This is a genomic window from Virgifigura deserti (genome assembly GCA_003576685.1).
GTDB lineage: Bacteria > Pseudomonadota > Alphaproteobacteria > Dongiales > Dongiaceae > Virgifigura > Virgifigura deserti.
This window is the reverse complement of record QOZR01000001.1, coordinates 482,376-498,056: the sequence shown is the minus strand read 5'-3', so window position 1 is coordinate 498,056 and position 15,681 is coordinate 482,376. Positions and strand designations below refer to the sequence as shown.

At 62.6% G+C, this 15,681-nt stretch carries 13 protein-coding genes; 4 read left to right on the top strand and 9 right to left on the bottom strand.

The window, feature by feature from the left end; genetic code table 11:
* The first annotated feature begins 70 nt into the window (after nucleotides 1-70).
* On the top strand, nucleotides 71-778 hold the full coding sequence (gene lexA / locus DT069_RS02430) for a transcriptional repressor LexA (RefSeq protein ID WP_119458651.1): 708 nt from the start codon (nucleotides 71-73) through the stop codon (nucleotides 776-778).
* Nucleotides 779-833: 55 nt separating this feature from the next.
* Here lexA and DT069_RS02425 read toward each other — a convergent pair whose 3' ends face one another.
* Nucleotides 834-2,996: a ComEC/Rec2 family competence protein gene (locus tag DT069_RS02425; RefSeq protein ID WP_119458650.1), complete on the bottom strand. Its 2,163-nt coding sequence runs from the start codon at nucleotides 2,994-2,996 to the stop codon at nucleotides 834-836.
* Between the two features lie 334 nt (nucleotides 2,997-3,330).
* Here DT069_RS02425 and gltX point away from each other — a divergent pair, with 334 nt between their 5' ends.
* Both gltX and gltA read left to right on the top strand, forming a co-directional pair.
* Nucleotides 3,331-4,755, top strand: a complete 1,425-nt coding sequence (gene gltX, locus DT069_RS02420; RefSeq protein ID WP_119458649.1) for a glutamate--tRNA ligase — start codon at nucleotides 3,331-3,333, stop codon at nucleotides 4,753-4,755.
* 94 nt (nucleotides 4,756-4,849) lie between these two features.
* Complete coding sequence (gene gltA, locus DT069_RS02415; protein WP_119458648.1) at nucleotides 4,850-6,181, top strand: citrate synthase; 1,332 nt, start codon at nucleotides 4,850-4,852, stop codon at nucleotides 6,179-6,181.
* A gap of 141 nt (nucleotides 6,182-6,322) precedes the next feature.
* Here the strand turns inward: gltA and gloA are convergent, their stop codons facing one another.
* A complete protein-coding gene (gene gloA / locus DT069_RS02410; RefSeq protein WP_119458647.1) occupies nucleotides 6,323-6,760 on the bottom strand; it encodes a lactoylglutathione lyase in 438 nt (145 codons plus the stop codon).
* A gap of 197 nt (nucleotides 6,761-6,957) precedes the next feature.
* On the opposite strand from gloA, the gene DT069_RS02405 reads away from it, so the two are divergent.
* Nucleotides 6,958-7,980 (top strand): Gfo/Idh/MocA family protein, encoded by a 1,023-nt coding sequence (locus DT069_RS02405; RefSeq protein ID WP_119458646.1) that lies wholly within the window; start codon nucleotides 6,958-6,960, stop codon nucleotides 7,978-7,980.
* Here DT069_RS02405 and lpxB read toward each other — a convergent pair.
* The 7 genes from lpxB to rseP form a co-directional block, all read right to left on the bottom strand.
* Complete coding sequence (lpxB, locus tag DT069_RS02400; protein WP_425449943.1) at nucleotides 7,967-9,190, bottom strand: lipid-A-disaccharide synthase; 1,224 nt, start codon at nucleotides 9,188-9,190, stop codon at nucleotides 7,967-7,969. The genes DT069_RS02405 and lpxB overlap by 14 nt on opposite strands.
* A complete protein-coding gene (locus tag DT069_RS02395) occupies nucleotides 9,187-10,011 on the bottom strand; it encodes an LpxI family protein (protein ID WP_119458645.1) in 825 nt (274 codons plus the stop codon). Before DT069_RS02395 ends, lpxB begins: the two co-directional genes overlap by 4 nt.
* On the bottom strand, nucleotides 10,001-10,801 hold the full coding sequence (gene lpxA / locus DT069_RS02390; protein ID WP_119458644.1) for an acyl-ACP--UDP-N-acetylglucosamine O-acyltransferase: 801 nt from the start codon (nucleotides 10,799-10,801) through the stop codon (nucleotides 10,001-10,003). The genes DT069_RS02395 and lpxA overlap by 11 nt, the downstream gene beginning before the upstream one ends.
* Complete coding sequence (fabZ, locus tag DT069_RS02385; RefSeq protein ID WP_425449942.1) at nucleotides 10,801-11,256, bottom strand: 3-hydroxyacyl-ACP dehydratase FabZ; 456 nt, start codon at nucleotides 11,254-11,256, stop codon at nucleotides 10,801-10,803. Before fabZ ends, lpxA begins: the two co-directional genes overlap by 1 nt.
* A gap of 324 nt (nucleotides 11,257-11,580) precedes the next feature.
* A complete protein-coding gene (locus DT069_RS02380; RefSeq protein WP_119458642.1) occupies nucleotides 11,581-12,153 on the bottom strand; it encodes an OmpH/Skp family outer membrane protein in 573 nt (190 codons plus the stop codon).
* 1 nt (nucleotide 12,154) lies between these two features.
* Complete coding sequence (bamA, locus tag DT069_RS02375) at nucleotides 12,155-14,374, bottom strand: outer membrane protein assembly factor BamA (protein WP_119458882.1); 2,220 nt, start codon at nucleotides 14,372-14,374, stop codon at nucleotides 12,155-12,157.
* A 91-nt stretch (nucleotides 14,375-14,465) separates the two neighbouring features.
* Nucleotides 14,466-15,602, bottom strand: coding sequence for an RIP metalloprotease RseP (rseP, locus tag DT069_RS02370; RefSeq protein ID WP_119458641.1), 1,137 nt, complete (start codon nucleotides 15,600-15,602; stop codon nucleotides 14,466-14,468).
* Between the last annotated feature and the right edge of the window lie 79 nt (nucleotides 15,603-15,681).

The following is a 15,681-nucleotide window of genomic DNA, read 5'->3' as shown; positions in this document are numbered from 1 at the left end:
ACAGGGTAAATGTTTAGGTTTTGTTCCGAATGCGGGAGCCCTGACCGGTGACCCCCGCCGAGAGGGAAGAATGCTGACGCGCAAGCAACATGAGCTCTTGCTGTTCATCAACCGCCATTTGAACGAGACCGGAGTCTCCCCATCCTTCGATGAAATGAAGGATGCACTTAATTTGAAGTCGAAATCCGGCATTCACCGCCTGATCACCGGGCTCGAGGAACGCGGCTTCATCCGGCGGCTTGCCCATAGGGCTCGAGCGCTCGAGGTCGTGCGCCTGCCCGAAGAGGTCGGAGTCCGGCGTGGCGAAGGCGGCGGGCGTGCTGGATTCTCACCGAACGTCATCCGTGGCGACTTCAAGTCTGCCCTGCCCGGTGCGGCGGTGAGCAGCGAGGCCGAGGTGGTGCAGCTGCCGCTCTACGGCCGGATCGCCGCGGGCACCCCGATCGAGGCTCTGCGCGACCACAGCAATACCATTGACGTGCCGGCCGCCCTGCTCGGCCGTGGCGACTATTATGCCTTGAAGGTGGATGGCGACTCGATGATCAATGCCGGGATTCTCGACGGCGATACGGTCCTGATCGAGCGTTGCCAGACCGCCGAGAATGGAACGATCATCGTGGCGCTGGTCGACAACAATGAGGTGACGTTGAAGCGGCTTCGGCGCAAAGGAGACTCGGTGGCGCTGGAACCGGCCAATCCCACCTACGAGATACGTATCTTCGGCCCGGACCGGGTCAAAATCCAGGGGCGCCTGATCGGCCTGATGCGTCACTATTGAGATCGGGGTCGGGCTGAAACCGGCGGGGTTGAGCGGGCGGGTTTGAAACCCGCCCTTACGGGTCGCTGCGGGGGGCGACGACCCAAGGGCGCGCGCCCCGGGCTTCGTGAACAGATTGGATCCGGACACCGTCTCGCTCGATCCAGACGGCATGGCCGCCGTCGCGCCAAAGATCGAAACGGTCGATCACCCGCTTCGCCGAAGGGCAGGCTCGACGGACCGGTTCGGTACTGACGACCAGATCCGCGACGTGGCAGTCCTCGATGAGGGCGCCGGGCTTCCAGGCAATCGCGATAATCTGCCCTTCGGCCCGGTAGATACACCCCAGTGTATCGCAGGCGAGACGCCCGTCGGCGCCGTACCCGTCCCGCGGCCAGGGCGCGCGCTCCTTCTGCCCTGCCCGTCGAAGCCATATCCCTCCATCGAATCGGGCGGCGCGGCCCGACGAAAACAGTATCTCGCCGTCGTCGTCCTTGACCGCCACGAGCTTGCCGTCCCCGGAAACCAACAGATCGGGCGGTCGGACCAGCGCCATTGCGAGCACCCCGGCCGCAATCCCGGCCAGCCCATAGAGGCGCCATCGCCGCTGCCAGAGACAGACCCACAGGCCTCCCAGCGTAATCAGCCCAAGCGCCGCCACCGGCATTGCCGGAACCAGCGTGACGGCGCCTGGCCAGGCAGCGACGGTCTTGGCGATGGTGATGACGGCCTCGATGCCCCACCCCATCGGCACCAGACCGAAGCGTTCGAAGCCAAACGGCATCAGCAGAAAGGCGACGACGGCCCATGGCATGACCCAGATGCCGGTCAGCGGGACGGCAAGCATGTTCGCCGCCACGCTGTAATCCGCGACGCGATTGAAATGATAGATGGCATAGGGCGCCGTCGCGATAGTCGCGACGAGGCTGGTTGCCGCAAGATCGCCGGCATAATGCCCGAACCGCCGCAGCCATCCCGCATCCGCCCTGCGCCGACGACGATAGTCCCGTGTCGCCTCATAGGCGGCAATCAGACAGACCACGGCCGCGAACGACATTTGAAAGCTTGGCCCGACCATGGCTTCCGGACTGAAGAGCAGCAAGACGAGGGCGGCCCAGGCAACCAGGCGCATCGAGATGGCGGAGCGATCCACCAGCACGGCGACCAGGACCACGCTGGTCATCAAGAAGGAGCGCTGAGTCGGCACCGTGCCGCCCGAGATCAGCAGGTAAAGAAACGCGCCAAGGAGCGCCACGACCGCCGCCCATTTCTTGATCGGATAGCCGAGCGCCAGGGGCGGCATGAGGGAAAGCAGGCCGCGCAGGCTAAAGAACAGGATACCGGCCACCAATCCCATGTGCAGACCGGAAATCGACAGGAGATGGGCAAGACCGGAGTCGCGCATCGCCTCGATCACGTCCTCCGGAATGGCATTGCGACTGCCGGTGGTCAGCGCGGCGGCAATGGCACCGACGCCGCCAGGCAGCGCGTCCTCGACGCGTCGGGTGACGTCCTGTCGAAACTCGGCGAGCCAGATATGCCAAGCCGCGCTCTCCGTCTTCTCGCCCTCGGGCGGGTCAACCGGCTCAGCATGGCCGAAGACGAAACCGGAGGCTCCGATGCCTTGGAAAAAGGCGTGCCGCTGGAAGTCGAAAGCGCCCGGAGCCGCCGGCGCCGAAGGCGGCGCGAGTGTTGCTCGCAGGCGCACCCACATGCCGGGCCAAAGCTGAGGTTGGTCGCGGGCCGCGACACGGACCCGGATCCGCCTCGGCGTCTTCTCCGGCGCCAGGAATTGGATCCGCGACCGTTCGAGTACGAGGCGGCTCCCGAATGGGAGTTGTTGCACCTCCGCCACCCGGGCCGTCACCATGACCGCGCGTAGCTCCTGCGTCAGAACCGGCGCATCGACGATCGCGGTACGGATCTGCGCGGCCGTGAGGCCGAGACAGAGGGCTGCGACGGCAGCGGCTAGAATAAGCAAACGGGCCTGGCAGCGAACCACGACGCCGGCGACTCCTGCAGTCCCAAGGCCCACCGGACCGACCCATGTAGGCGGCTCCACCGGCAAGGCGAAATAGAACGCGATGCCGAGTCCGACAGCGACCGGGACCCACAGAGGCCAACGATCGCTTTCGGCAGCAAGCGATTCCGTGAGCGGTCTGATCATTCCGGCGAACCAACTGCGACCGCGCAGCTGGCCGCCTTGGGAAACCGCGAACTCGCCGACGCTCTCGCTCATCAGCCGCCGCCGAGCAGCGGTGCCGGATACCCCTTGAAACGCTTTCGCTGCCTCTCGAACTGACGCATGATGCCGCCCCCACGCCGCCCTAGCGTCCCGATCGCGAAATTCGATTATTTGAATTTCGCGATCGGAACACTAAGGAGTTGAAACTCGTGTGATTCAGCTTCCGAAGCTCGGCACGAACGATGTGCCGAACTTCGGAACCGTCACACGAGTATCTCATCCGAGCACGGTTCGGCAAAGGGCAAGAAGGCAGCCTGATTGAGCCGAGCCGGGCGGGCGTGGTAAACCCTCACCGCCGCGCCGTGCGGTGCATTGGATCGGTTTGCTCATGACGGTTATCACACGCTTCGCCCCCTCCCCGACCGGTTTCCTCCATATCGGGGGCGCGCGCACCGCGCTCTTCAACTGGCTGTTCGCCCGCCACCACGGAGGGCGCTTTCTGCTGCGGATCGAGGACACGGACCGCCAGAGGTCAACCACAGAAGCCATCGACGCCATCCTAGATGGGCTTCGGTGGCTTGGCCTCGAATGGGACGGCGAGCCGGTCTTTCAGTCTGCCAGAGCCGCACGCCACGCCGAGGTGGCACATCAGCTACTTGCCGAAGGCAAGGCCTATTACTGCTACTGCACGCAGGAGGAGCTACAGGCCATGCGCGATGAGGCGCGCGCTGCCGGACGGCCGGTCCGCTATGACGGTCGCTGGCGCGATCGCGACCCGTCCGAAGCGCCCACCGATGTCCCGCCGGTCGTCCGCGTCAAGGCTCCGCAGGTCGGAGAGACGGTGATCGAAGATCTTGTTCAGGGCGAAGTGCGCATCGCCAACGAACAGCTCGACGACATGGTGCTGCTTCGGGCCGACGGGACGCCAACCTACATGCTCTCCGTCGTCGTCGATGACCATGACATGGGCATCACCCACGTGATACGCGGCGACGACCATTTGACCAACGCGTTCCGTCAGCTCCAGCTCTACAACGCAATGGACTGGACGGCGCCGATCTTCGCCCACATTCCGCTGATCCATGGGCCGGACGGCGCGAAGCTGTCGAAACGCCATGGCGCGCTCGGCGTCGAAGCTTATCGGGACATGGGATATCTTCCGGAAGCGCTCCGGAACTATCTGCTGCGACTCGGTTGGGCCCACGGCGACGAGGAAATCATCGACACCGAGCAGGCGATCGCCTGGTTCGATCTGGACGGCGTCGGCCGGTCACCGTCGCGCTTCGATTTCGCCAAACTGGGCAATCTGAACGGCCATTATCTGCGGGCCGCCGATGATGCGCGACTGGTGGACCTCGTTCTGCCGCGACTAGAGCGCCGGTTGGACGGCATGCCGGATGCGGCCGCGCGAACCCGGCTGTTTCTGGGCATGCCGGGCTTGAAGGCGCGTGCGAAGACACTCGAGGAATTGGCTGATAATGCTGTGTTCTATGCCCGATCGCGACCGCTTCCGATGAGCGAGAAGGCCCTCGACCTCCTGACACCGGAGGCCAGGGCCCGCCTCGACCGCCTCGCCGCTTTGCTGGCGGAGGTTGAGGACTGGACCGAGGCCGCGGTCGAGGAGAAGATTCGGCAGCTCGTGGACGCCGAGGGCGTCAAGCTCGGCCAGGTGGCTCAGCCGCTCCGGGCCGCCCTGACCGGCAGCACCACGTCGCCCGGGCTCTTCGAAGTTATGGCGGTTCTCGGGCGGGATGAGACCCTGGCCCGCCTGGGCGATGCTCGCCGCGTCGGAGAGGCGCGGACGGTTAATTGAACAGAACCGTCAATTGATCATTGGGGGCATCGGCACTATTGTCGCGCCAGCCAATCTTGAGCAGTCAGCTTAAGTGATGAGAAAGAAGGTGAATATGGTCGAGGTAACCCCAACAACTGGCGCGCCCGAGAGGCGCAGCAGCGTTACCGTTAAGGATAACACGTCCGACACGAGCTGGGAGCTGCCCGTGCTGGAGGGGACTCTCGGGCCGCGCGTGATCGACGTCCGTAAACTCTATACCGAGCACGGTCTGTTCACTTACGATCCGGGCTTCACCTCCACCGGCAGTTGCGAATCGAAGATTACCTTCATCGATGGCGAAGAAGGCGTTCTTCTTTACCGGGGCTATCCGATCCAGGATCTCGCCGAACATGCGGATTTCATGGAGGTGTCATACCTGCTGCTGCATGGCGAGCTACCGACGCCCGAGCAGAAGACGAAGTTCGTGCGGGACATCACCTACCACACGATGCTGCACGAGCAGATCCATATCTTCTATCGAGGTTTCCGCCGCGATGCCCACCCGATGGCAGTCCTGGTCGGCGTCGTCGGCGCCCTGTCTGCCTTCTATCACGACAGCACCGACATCAGCGATGCGCGCCAGCGTCTCATCGCGTCGCACCGGTTGATCGCGAAGATCCCGACGATTGCGGCGATGGCGTACAAATATTCCGTTGGCCAGCCCTTCACCTACCCGCGGAATGATCTGAATTATGTAGAAAATTTCCTCCACATGACCTTCGCCGTGCCGACCGAGGAGTACAAGATCGACCCGGTCGTGGCGCGTGCGATGGACCGCATCTTCATTCTTCACGCGGACCATGAGCAGAACGCCTCGACGTCGACCGTGCGGATCGCCGGATCGAGCGGCGCCAACCCATTCGCCTGCATCGCGGCAGGGATTGCCTCGCTCTGGGGGCCGGCGCATGGCGGGGCGAACGAAGCCGTTCTCAACATGCTGCAGGAGATCGGCCACAAGGACCGCATTCCGGAATTCATCAAGCGCGCCAAGGATAAGGACGATCCGTTCCGCCTGATGGGCTTCGGGCACCGGGTCTACAAGAATTACGACCCACGGGCCGCAGTCATGCGCAAGTCGACGCACGAGGTGCTCGACGCCCTGGACAGTCGCAATGAACCGCTCCTCGAACTCGCGATGGAACTCGAGCGGATCGCTCTCGAGGATGAGTATTTCGTCGAACGGAAACTCTATCCGAACGTGGATTTCTATTCGGGGATCATTCTCCAGGCGATCGGCTTCCCGACGTCGATGTTCACCGTGCTGTTCGCGGTGGCGCGGACCGTCGGTTGGATCGCGCAGTGGAACGAGATGATCGAGGATCCCTCGCAGCGGATCGGCCGGCCACGGCAGCTCTATACCGGCCACCCCCAGCGCGACTATGTGCCGATGGATCGGCGCGGCTAGAGCACGATCCGATCAGGCTGACCCAACCTGATCGGTGGATCGTCCTCTAGTTCAGATAGTTAGGGGCTGCTTCACCGACCATATCGGTTCGATCAGATCGGATCAGGACTTAAGGTGGGGGGAGCAACGCTCCTCCTTCCGTCAACCGCGCTGGATCAACTCGATCTTGTAGCCGTCCGGGTCTTCGATGAAGGCGATCACACTGCCACCATGCTTCATCGGCCCCGGCGGGCGCGGAATGCGGACATCCTCCGCCGCCAGCGCCTCGCAGGTGCCATAAATGTCAGGCACGCCGATGGCAAGATGCCCGAATCCCGACCCCAGCTCATAGGGCTCGTTTTGCCCCCAATTGTGGGTTAACTCGATCACGGCGCCGGCCTCCTCGTCGTCGTAACCGACGAAGGCCAGCGTAAACTCCCCACTTGGGTAGTCCTTTTTCCGCAGAAGCTTCATTCCCAGCATCCGCGTGTAGAAATCGATCGACTTATCCAGATCGCGAACCCGGATCATCGTGTGAAGCAGCCGAAAATCGTTCGATTTTCGGTTATTAACCAAGGTTTTGGCCGCTTGCGTCGTCATTGCATTGCTCCTGGAGTTGCAACATCCTTATCTGCCATTGTATACAGCGCTGAGGCGCGCGGCAAAGGGTCGGCGGCGGCGCATACTGGTGGCGTGGCAGCCGGACCGGTTGTACGCACCCCATCAGATCGGCTCACCTTACAGGCCGTCAAGCGCGTGACACGGGTATGGCGGTCCGAAGGAGCCCCCAGAGGAACATGACGAATCTCTTAAGAACGGCAGTTGTCGGAGTGGGTCACTTCGGCCAATTCCATGCCGAGAAATTTGCCCGCCTCCCCGGATCGCGCCTCGTCGCCGTCGCCGATATCGACGAAAGCCGCGCGCGGGCGATCGCCGAACAATATTCAGCCATGGCGGTGACCGATTATCGCCGTCTGATCGGTGCCGTCGATGCCGTCAGCATCGCGACACCGCCTGCGGCGCATTACGAGATTGCCAAGACGTTCCTGGAGAACGGCGTCCATGTCCTGGTCGAAAAGCCGATAACGGACGAACTCGATCAAGCCAGTGCCTTGATCCAGATTGCCAAGGACCGAGGCTGCGTGCTGCAGGTCGGCCATCTCGAACGCTTCTCGTCCGTCGGGCGGGTGATGCAGGAACTGGTTTCCAATCCGGTCTATGTCGAGGCGCAGCGGATCGGGCCGTTCAAGCCGCGAGCGGCAGGGGTCAATGCCGTTCTCGACCTGATGATCCACGACCTGGATTTGATCCTTGCCGTCGTCGACGCCCCCATCGAGTGGGTCCATGCGGTCGGCGCCCCGGTCCTGTCGGCCGCCGAGGATATCGCAAGCTCGCGTATCCAGTTTGCCAACGGCTGCGTCGCGAACGTCACCACCAGCCGCGTGAGCCTGCGCAGCGAACGGCGGATGCGGATCTTCCAGCGCGACTCGTACATGACGATCGACTTCCTGAAACGAAACATCAAGATCGTCCGAAAGAGTTCGGGGAGCGGCGCACTCCCCGCCGTGGCGGACCTCCAAATCGAGGAAACGAACTACGGCGACGTCGACGCTCTCGAACAGGAGATTTCCGCCTTCCTGAATGCGATCGCCACCGGCGAATCGCCATTGGTGTCCGGCGAGGATGGTTGGCGCGCCCTTGAGGCGGCGCTGATGATCACCCGCAGCCTTAAGACCTACTGGCAGACCATCCTGGATCAGGGCAGCGATGAGGATAGCATCGTGAATCGCCGCCCCGCCTCCTCGCTTATGAGCCGGTAACGACGGGTTTGGAGCGCGCCGCCAGATCCAGAACCACGGCGGCGGCAAGGTCGCTTGGTCGCCCCTGTACGGCAAGTTCCTCAAGCGCCTCTTGAAAGCCGGAGCGCTGAGCGTCGCGCGCCGCACCGCTCGATAGAAGCTGCTCGACGGCCGGCACGAGATGGTCGGCCGTGCAGCGCTCCTGAAGAAACTCCGGCACAACCGGCCGATCGAGAATCAGATTGACCAGGGTGGCGTAGCGGACCTTCACGAGGCGACGCAGCATCATCGCCGTGACCGGATTGGCCCGGTAGGCGGCAATGGTAGGAAGGCCTGCGGCAGCCAATTCCAGCACGACAGTGCCAGAGGCAGCCAGCGCCGCATCGGCGGCGGCGAACGCACCGAGCTTCTGATCCTGGCCGGAAACGACCGAAGCCGGTACCGCCCAGCCTCGGGCCGCAGCCTCTACCTCCGCCGCGACGGAGGGGACCGTCGGCACGACGGCATGCAGTCCCGGCTGGCGATCGGCCAGCACTGCCAATGTCTGTCCGAAAACCGGCAGCAGTCGCGAAACCTCTCCCGGACGACTGCCCGGAAGCACGCAGAGCAGCGGTGCCGACGGTGGGAGGTCATGACGGCGCCGAAAGGCCTGTCCGTCGGGCGGTTCCGTCAAGGTCTCGAGAACCGGATGCCCGATATAAGTGCAGCCGAGGCCGTGCGCCTCGAAATAGGGCGGCTCGAATGGCAAGAGCGCCAGCAGGTGATCCAGGAACCGGGCCACCTTTCGGGCGCGATCGGGGCGCCACGCCCAGACCGACGGGGCGACGTAGTGAACGACTGGAATGCCGCTCCCGCGCAGCTTCGCGGCGACGCGAAAGTTGAAGGCCGGAGCATCGATCGTCACCACAGCATCGGGCCGCATCCGACGGATCGTCGTGGCGATCTGGTCGATTCGGCGTAGCAGGCGGGGCAGATGCGGCAGAACCTCCACGAGCCCCATCAGCGCCAGTTCCGACATCGGAAACTGGCTGTGCAACCCTTCCGCCTTCATCAGATCGCCGCCGACGCCGGCATATCGGACCCGTCCCCCCGTCCGGGCGGTCATCGCCCCCATCAGGCGGGCGCCCAGAAGATCGCCCGACGGTTCGCCGGCGATCAGGAACAGGAGCGGGTCTCCGGATAGGCCATCAGGTGACTTCGGTGCGCCAACCGGCCCGTCGATGCTGGTCAATTGTCTACTCCGATGCCGACCACGAACAGGCCCGCCGCGTCGGCGGCCTGCGCGACGGCTTCGGCATCGATCACCAGAGCGCCGCCGGCCTCGACGGCAATTCCGTGAAGGCCGGCGATCGCGGCGCGCCGGACGGTTTCCAAGCCAATGGTCGGCGGGTCGGCGCGGTGCTCTTGCTGGGGCTTCAGGACCTTCACCAGAACGCCGCCGGATTTGGCCCCCCTCAAGGCGCGGCAGCGTTCGATCAACGCATCCGTGCCCTCGGCGGCCTCGACCCCCAGAACAATTCCGTCACAGACCACGACGGCTTGGCCGATATCCAGTCTCCCGAGTTGCCGCGCCACTTCCACGCCCCAGGCGATATCCCGTTCGTCCTCCGGGCTCGGTCGTCTTTGGCCGAGAGGCCCTCGGCCAACCGTCAGGCTCGTCAGAAGACTCCGGGCTTCGACCACCCGAAACCCCTCCTCTCGCTCCAGGATGTCGATGATCGCCTTGAGCAGCCCGTCGTCACTGAACAGGCGGCCCCCGGCCTTCGCCAGGAACCGCGCCGCACGCTGGTCCGGGCGAAGCATTGCCAGCGAAGGACGGCGAATCCCGCCGGCCATCACCAGTTCCTCAACACCGGCGGCGCGCAGAAGCTCGATCGCCCGGCCGGCGGCGCCGAGGCGGACCCAGGCATGCGGGACGTCGGCGACTGTCGCCCGATCCGTCTGACCGTCGAAGGCGAGCACGAAGACATCGCGTCCCACGGCCCGGCACGCTGCGATCAATCGGAGCGGAAGCGCGCCGCCGCCAGCTAGGATGCCGAGCTTAGGCGACATCCCTTGCCCGCGGCCGGCATAGGGAGCGCGCGGAATCGCTGCGGATGAAGTCGACCACATCCATCACCAGGTTGTGATCCTTGTAGGCGGTGGCGACCCCCTCCAGCCGCTCGAGCATATTGCCGCCATCGGCGAAGAGCTGGCGGTAAGCGCCACGCAGCGCGTGGATCTGCGGCCGGGAAAATCCACGACGCTTCAGACCGACCAGATTGAGGCCCGTCAGCTGGGCCCGATTTCCCACAACCAAACCATAGGGAATGACATCCTGTGCCACGGCCGACATGCCTCCGACCATCGCGTGCTGGCCGATACGAACATGCTGGTGGATCGCCGAAAGGCCGCCGATGACCGCATGATTCCCAACTTCCACATGTCCGCCAAGAGTCGCGTTGTTCGCCATGATCACATGATCGCCGATCCGGCAATCATGGGCGATATGGGCACTTATCATGAAGAATCCGTCATCGCCGATATGGGTTCCCATCCGGCCGGGTGCCGTGCCCGAATTGATGGTTACATATTCGCGGATGACATTGCGCTCACCAATGACAAGCTCGGAAGGCTCTCCCGTAAAGGCCAGATGCTGTGGTGGATGACCGATCGACGCGAACGGGGACACGACCGTGCCGGCTCCGATCTTCGTGCGACCGGCGATAACGACATGGGCGAGCAGTCGGACACCCGGTCCGAGCTCAACCTCGGGACCGACACAGCAATAGGGTCCGATGAAGACATCAGCGCCGATGCGCGCGCCGGATTCAACGGCGGCTGTCGGATGAATGCCGCTCATCAATCATCTCGGATCATGGCCGCGAAGGTAGCTTCGGCAACCAACGTGCCATCAACCCGCGCCTCGCCGCTGAACTTCCAGACCGCCCCGCGATTGCGTTCCTTGGCGACGTGGACGCGGACCTGATCTCCCGGAACAACCGGCTTGCGAAAGCGGGCATTGTCGACGGACATGAAATAGACCAGCTTTCCTTCCGAATTGCGGCCAAGCGTTTCGACCACGAGAACGGCAGCAGTCTGCGCCATTGCCTCGATGATGAGAACGCCGGGCAGGACAGGCTGACGCGGAAAGTGACCCGAAAAGAAATGCTCGTTGATCGTCACGTTCTTGATTCCAACGGCACTCTGATCGGCGACGATATCGATGACCCGATCGATCATCAGGAACGGGTAACGATGGGGAATCATCTCCATGACCCGGATGATATCGGCGGCCCCGCCCTCGGTTGTCGCCATATGAGCCTCATTCATCGGCCGGACTCCCTCACTCCTCCTTGTTGCCCGAAAAGACAGCCTGGCCCCGGACCACGACCGCTCACCCTAGAGCATGATCCGATCAGGTCGAGTCAACCTGATCGGATCATGCTCTCGTTCATAGAGTTACAGACCAATTCACCGATCACATCGAACCGACGTGATTGGATCAGGCTCTGATACCAATTCTTACAGTAACTTGGTAGATTAATCTAATCCCAAACTTCCAGCATGGATGATCGCCATCGCCGGGCTTACGAACTCCACGCGGACTCCGCTGCGGGAGTAATCGACGTCGAACCTGTTCTATTGTGGGGCGGCTGCACTGACCTTCGGCAGCTTTGCGTTCAGCCTCTGCATTACTTCCGCAGTAATATCGAAGTCGTTTGCCGCCAGGACGACCTGGGATTTGCTCAGAACCATCGTTATTCCGCGCGACTGCGCGATTTCCGCCACGATTTCGAGCAGCGCTTGGCGAACCTGCCCCATACCGCTGTTGAACAACGACTCCAGCTGCTCTTTGCGGTTCTGAACATTGCGCCTAAGCTGTGCCGCCTGTTGGTCAAGTTCTTGACGTCGCTGTACAAATTCCTCTTGCGACAGGCCCGCGCGTTCCGTTGCCAATTTCTGGTCCGACGCTCTCAACGCGTTCTCCTGCTCGGCAAGCTCCGCCTGAAAGGCTTCACGCTGCCGCTCCAGCTCCGTCTGAATACTCCTTGCTGCCGTGGATTCCTGCATGATCTGCTGCACGTCGATAACGGCAATGACTAGTGGAGTCCTTGTCTCTTGCGCCACCGCCGAACTGAGTGCCGGGAGCATGAGGGTGACAGCGGCCAAGGCGATACCCAGAACAGCTGTTCGTCGAATTAAAACTTTCATTTCAAAATCTCGTTCCAAGGCTGAACCTAAAGAGCTCTCTCTCGTCGAAGTCTTCCTCCGCGATGGGGATCGCGAAATCTATTGCGATCGGACCGAGGGGAGAGCGCCATGTAATGCCGGCGCCGACGCTGGCCCTGACGCTGGATTTGTCTGCAATGCCGGGAACGTCCGCATCGGTGTCGAACAGAGTCCCGAAATCGGAGAAGAGCCGGCCGCGAATCTGATACTCCTCGGGCAGTCCCAGCGGGAACGACAGGTCGACGGTGCCGATCGCGAATTTGTTCCCGCCTAACGCATCGTCGGTGTTGAGATCCCGCGGGCCGATGCCGCCGGTGCTGAATCCCCGGAAATTGTTGCCGCCGAGGAAGAAGGCGTCATTGACCCGGACATCGTCGTCAATGCCGAAGATATACCCGACCTCGCCACTGACGCTCGCGACAAGATCCTCCCAGACAGGCAGATAATATCCGGCACTTAATCTGTTTCGCAAATAGGATACGTCGCCGCCGACGCCGGCAAAGTCATTACGCAGCCTGACGAAGTACCCTTCGGTCGGATCGAAGCGGCTGTTGCGCCGATCATAGACCAACTCCTGGCCAACGACCGAGGAGATGGTTGCGCCTTCCTGCTGCTTGATCGCCAAGGACGCATCATCCTGGACGTCGGTGATCTCGTTCTCGCTCAACGTATATCGCAGCGTCTGCCGCAGGAACTCGCTCACCTCGTAGCCGGCGCGGACACCCCCGCCGAGATTCTTCTCGTCATAGGAACTCTCCCGGCGATCGATTTCGGTACGGAACAGGTCGAAGCCGGCGGCGATCTCGCGATCCAGGAAATAAGGATCTGTGAAGCTCAGGTCGACCTGGGATCGCCGACCGGAGATGGTGAGGTTCAGGCGCAGATCCTTCCCGGTACCGAGAAGATTGCGCTCCCGAAGCCCGATGTCGCCCAATGGACCTTCGGTCGTCGAGAAGCCGATGCCGAAGGTCAGTTCGCCGGTCGACTGTTCCTCGACCTCGACCTCAACGGTTGTCCTGTCCGGGCGGTCACTCGGCACGTTTCGGATATTGACGGTCCGAAAGAAGCCGAGATTCTGAATCCGCTGGCGCGTCCGCCGAAGCTTGGCGGTGTTGAAGGCGTCGCCCTCGACCAGGCGGAACTCGCGGCGGATGACTTTGTCCAAGGTCCTTACGTTTCCGGAGATATCGATCCGCTCGATGAAGACCCTGGGGCCTTCCTGGATCTCGTAAGTCAGGTCGATGACCCTGTTTTCCCGGTCCCGCTCCAGACGCGGCCTGACATCGACGAAAGCGTACCCCAAGGTGCCCACTCTGTCGGTCAGTGCGGCCATGCTCTCCTCGACTTCGCCGGCGTCATACCAGTCGTCGGACTCCGTCGTGATATCGTCGCGCAGGGTCTCCGGATCCAGATTCCGGAGCGTGGTCTCGATATCGACCTCCCCGAACCGATAGCGCTCCCCCTCCTCGACCGTGAAGGTGATGAAGAAGGATTGGCGATCGGGAGAGAGTTCGGCAACCGCCGAAACCACTCGAAAATCGGCATAGCCCTCCTCGAGATAGAAGTCGCGCAACGCCTCCCGATCCACGGTGAGGCGATCGGGGTCATAGGTGTCGGTCGTCGAGAACGGGCGGTACCACGCGCTCTCCTGGGTCAGGATCTCGTCGCGAAGCTCACTGTCGCTGAAGGCTCTGTTCCCGACGAAGTCGATTCGCTCAACGGACGTCACTGGGCCTTCGTCGATCTCGAACACCAGATCGACTCGGTTCTGGTCGAGCGGGATGACCTTTGGCTCGACGGTGGCGGCGAATCGCCCGCTGCGACGATAGATTTCGAGAATGCGGCGCGCGTCATTCTGAACGCGGGTTTGGGTGAAGACCACGCGCGGCCGCAGCTGTACCTCGGTTTCCAGCGTCCCGTCGTCGATGCGATCGTTCCCCTCGAACGCCAGCCGATTGATGATCGGATTCTCGACCACCTGGACCATCAGCGTGTCTCCCTCCCGCCGGAAGGTCACGTCGGCAAACAGTCCCGTGGCGAACAAGCTTTTCAGGGCGCGATCGATCCGATCCGCCTCGAAGGGGTCCCCGACATTGAGCTGCATGTAGGAGCGGACCGTCTCCGGCTCGATCCGCTGCGTCCCCTCGATCTGAATCGCGGCAATCGGCTCGCCGGTAAAGATCTCCTGAGCCGCTACGCGCATCGTGCCCGGTGCAGCGGCGCCCAGAAGGCAAATGGCGACCGCCAGCGCTACTATCCAACCCCGCAAAAGTGTGATCCCCTTGAGGCCCCGGCTAGGTAATCAAGCCTTTGAAAAAATCGACGACCTGCAGGCTAACCAAATCGTTCCAGGTCGCAAAGACCATCAATGTCAAAACAAGAGCAAGCCCGACGCGGAAGCCCCACTCCTGCGCTCGCGGACCAAGCGGCTTTCCCCGAATTGCCTCGGCCGCATAGAACGCCAAATGTCCACCGTCCAGCATCGGGACGGGGAACAGGTTGATGAGACCAAGATTGATTGACAACAGAGCAGCGAATCCGATCAGCGACACGATTCCGGTTTGCGCGACATCGCCGGACATCTTGGCGATGCGTATCACGCCGCCCAGTTCTTCCGCCGGACGGGTCCCCGCGATCATCTGCCAGACCGCTTTCAGGGTACCGGCCGTGAGGCGATAGATCTCCTCACTCGCGGCCGAAAGCGCGCTCAGCGGATTGTGGCGGACAACTTCGCCGACGCCGGTGCTGCCGATCCCGAGACGGCCGATCCGGTGGGTGTTGCCGAAATTGTCGGTCTCTTCGATGATCCTGGGCGTTGCGGTAAGGTTGACGCGTTCGCCATTCCGTTCGACGACGATCTTGAGCGGCTCGCTCAGCCCGAGTTGGACGATGGCGGCGATCTCCTCGAACCGGCTGATCTCCTGCCCGTTCAGCGACAGGATCCGATCGCCGGGCTGAATGCCGGCCTCATCGGCGGCGCTGTTCTCGACGACCGTTCCAACCTGGGTCGAGGAGAACTGCTGCCCGTAGATCATGAACAGCCCGGCCAGAAGAACGAGCGCGAACAGGAAATTCGCCAGGGGGCCGGCGAAGACGATGGCGCTGCGCTGCCCCAGGCGCTTGTGATGAAAGGAGACCGCCTTCTCCGGTTCCGTCATTGGCCGTTCGCTGCCATTCGCCTCGATAACGGTCTCGGTGTGGCCGAACATCTTCACATAGCCGCCAAACGGCAGCGCGCTGAATTTCCAGCGCGTGCCGGACCGGTCCGTCAACCCGAAGAGTTCGGGGCCGAAACCAATCGAGAATACGTCCACCCGCACGCCGTTCCAGCGCGCAACGAGGAAATGGCCGAGCTCATGCACGAAGACGAGGACGGTCAACACCAGCAGGAAGCTGACGAGATAGAGCGGCAATCCGGTCAAGATGTCCATCTCTGCAGATCCAAGTCCCTTTCCTCACCCGGATGCGGTCCGGGCACCGTGACAGGCGGCGGCAGCATTAACATATTCA

Excerpts from the sequence above, each read along its gene's own strand:
- rseP (WP_119458641.1), bottom strand. The coding sequence starts at position 15,602 with ATGGACATCTTGACCGGATTGCCGCTCTATCTCGTCAGCTTCCTGCTG.
- DT069_RS02425 (WP_119458650.1), bottom strand. The coding sequence starts at position 2,996 with ATGAGCGAGAGCGTCGGCGAGTTCGCGGTTTCCCAAGGCGGCCAGCTG.
- lpxA (WP_119458644.1), bottom strand. The coding sequence starts at position 10,801 with ATGAGCGGCATTCATCCGACAGCCGCCGTTGAATCCGGCGCGCGCATC.
- DT069_RS02395 (WP_119458645.1), bottom strand. The coding sequence starts at position 10,011 with ATGTCGCCTAAGCTCGGCATCCTAGCTGGCGGCGGCGCGCTTCCGCTC.
- gloA (WP_119458647.1), bottom strand. The coding sequence starts at position 6,760 with ATGACGACGCAAGCGGCCAAAACCTTGGTTAATAACCGAAAATCGAAC.
- DT069_RS02380 (WP_119458642.1), bottom strand. The coding sequence starts at position 12,153 with ATGAAAGTTTTAATTCGACGAACAGCTGTTCTGGGTATCGCCTTGGCC.
- gltA (WP_119458648.1), top strand. The coding sequence starts at position 4,850 with ATGGTCGAGGTAACCCCAACAACTGGCGCGCCCGAGAGGCGCAGCAGC.
- lexA (WP_119458651.1), top strand. The coding sequence starts at position 71 with ATGCTGACGCGCAAGCAACATGAGCTCTTGCTGTTCATCAACCGCCAT.
- gltX (WP_119458649.1), top strand. The coding sequence starts at position 3,331 with ATGACGGTTATCACACGCTTCGCCCCCTCCCCGACCGGTTTCCTCCAT.
- bamA (WP_119458882.1), bottom strand. The coding sequence starts at position 14,374 with ATGCGCGTAGCGGCTCAGGAGATCTTTACCGGCGAGCCGATTGCCGCG.
- DT069_RS02405 (WP_119458646.1), top strand. The coding sequence starts at position 6,958 with ATGACGAATCTCTTAAGAACGGCAGTTGTCGGAGTGGGTCACTTCGGC.
- fabZ (WP_425449942.1), bottom strand. The coding sequence starts at position 11,256 with ATGGCGACAACCGAGGGCGGGGCCGCCGATATCATCCGGGTCATGGAG.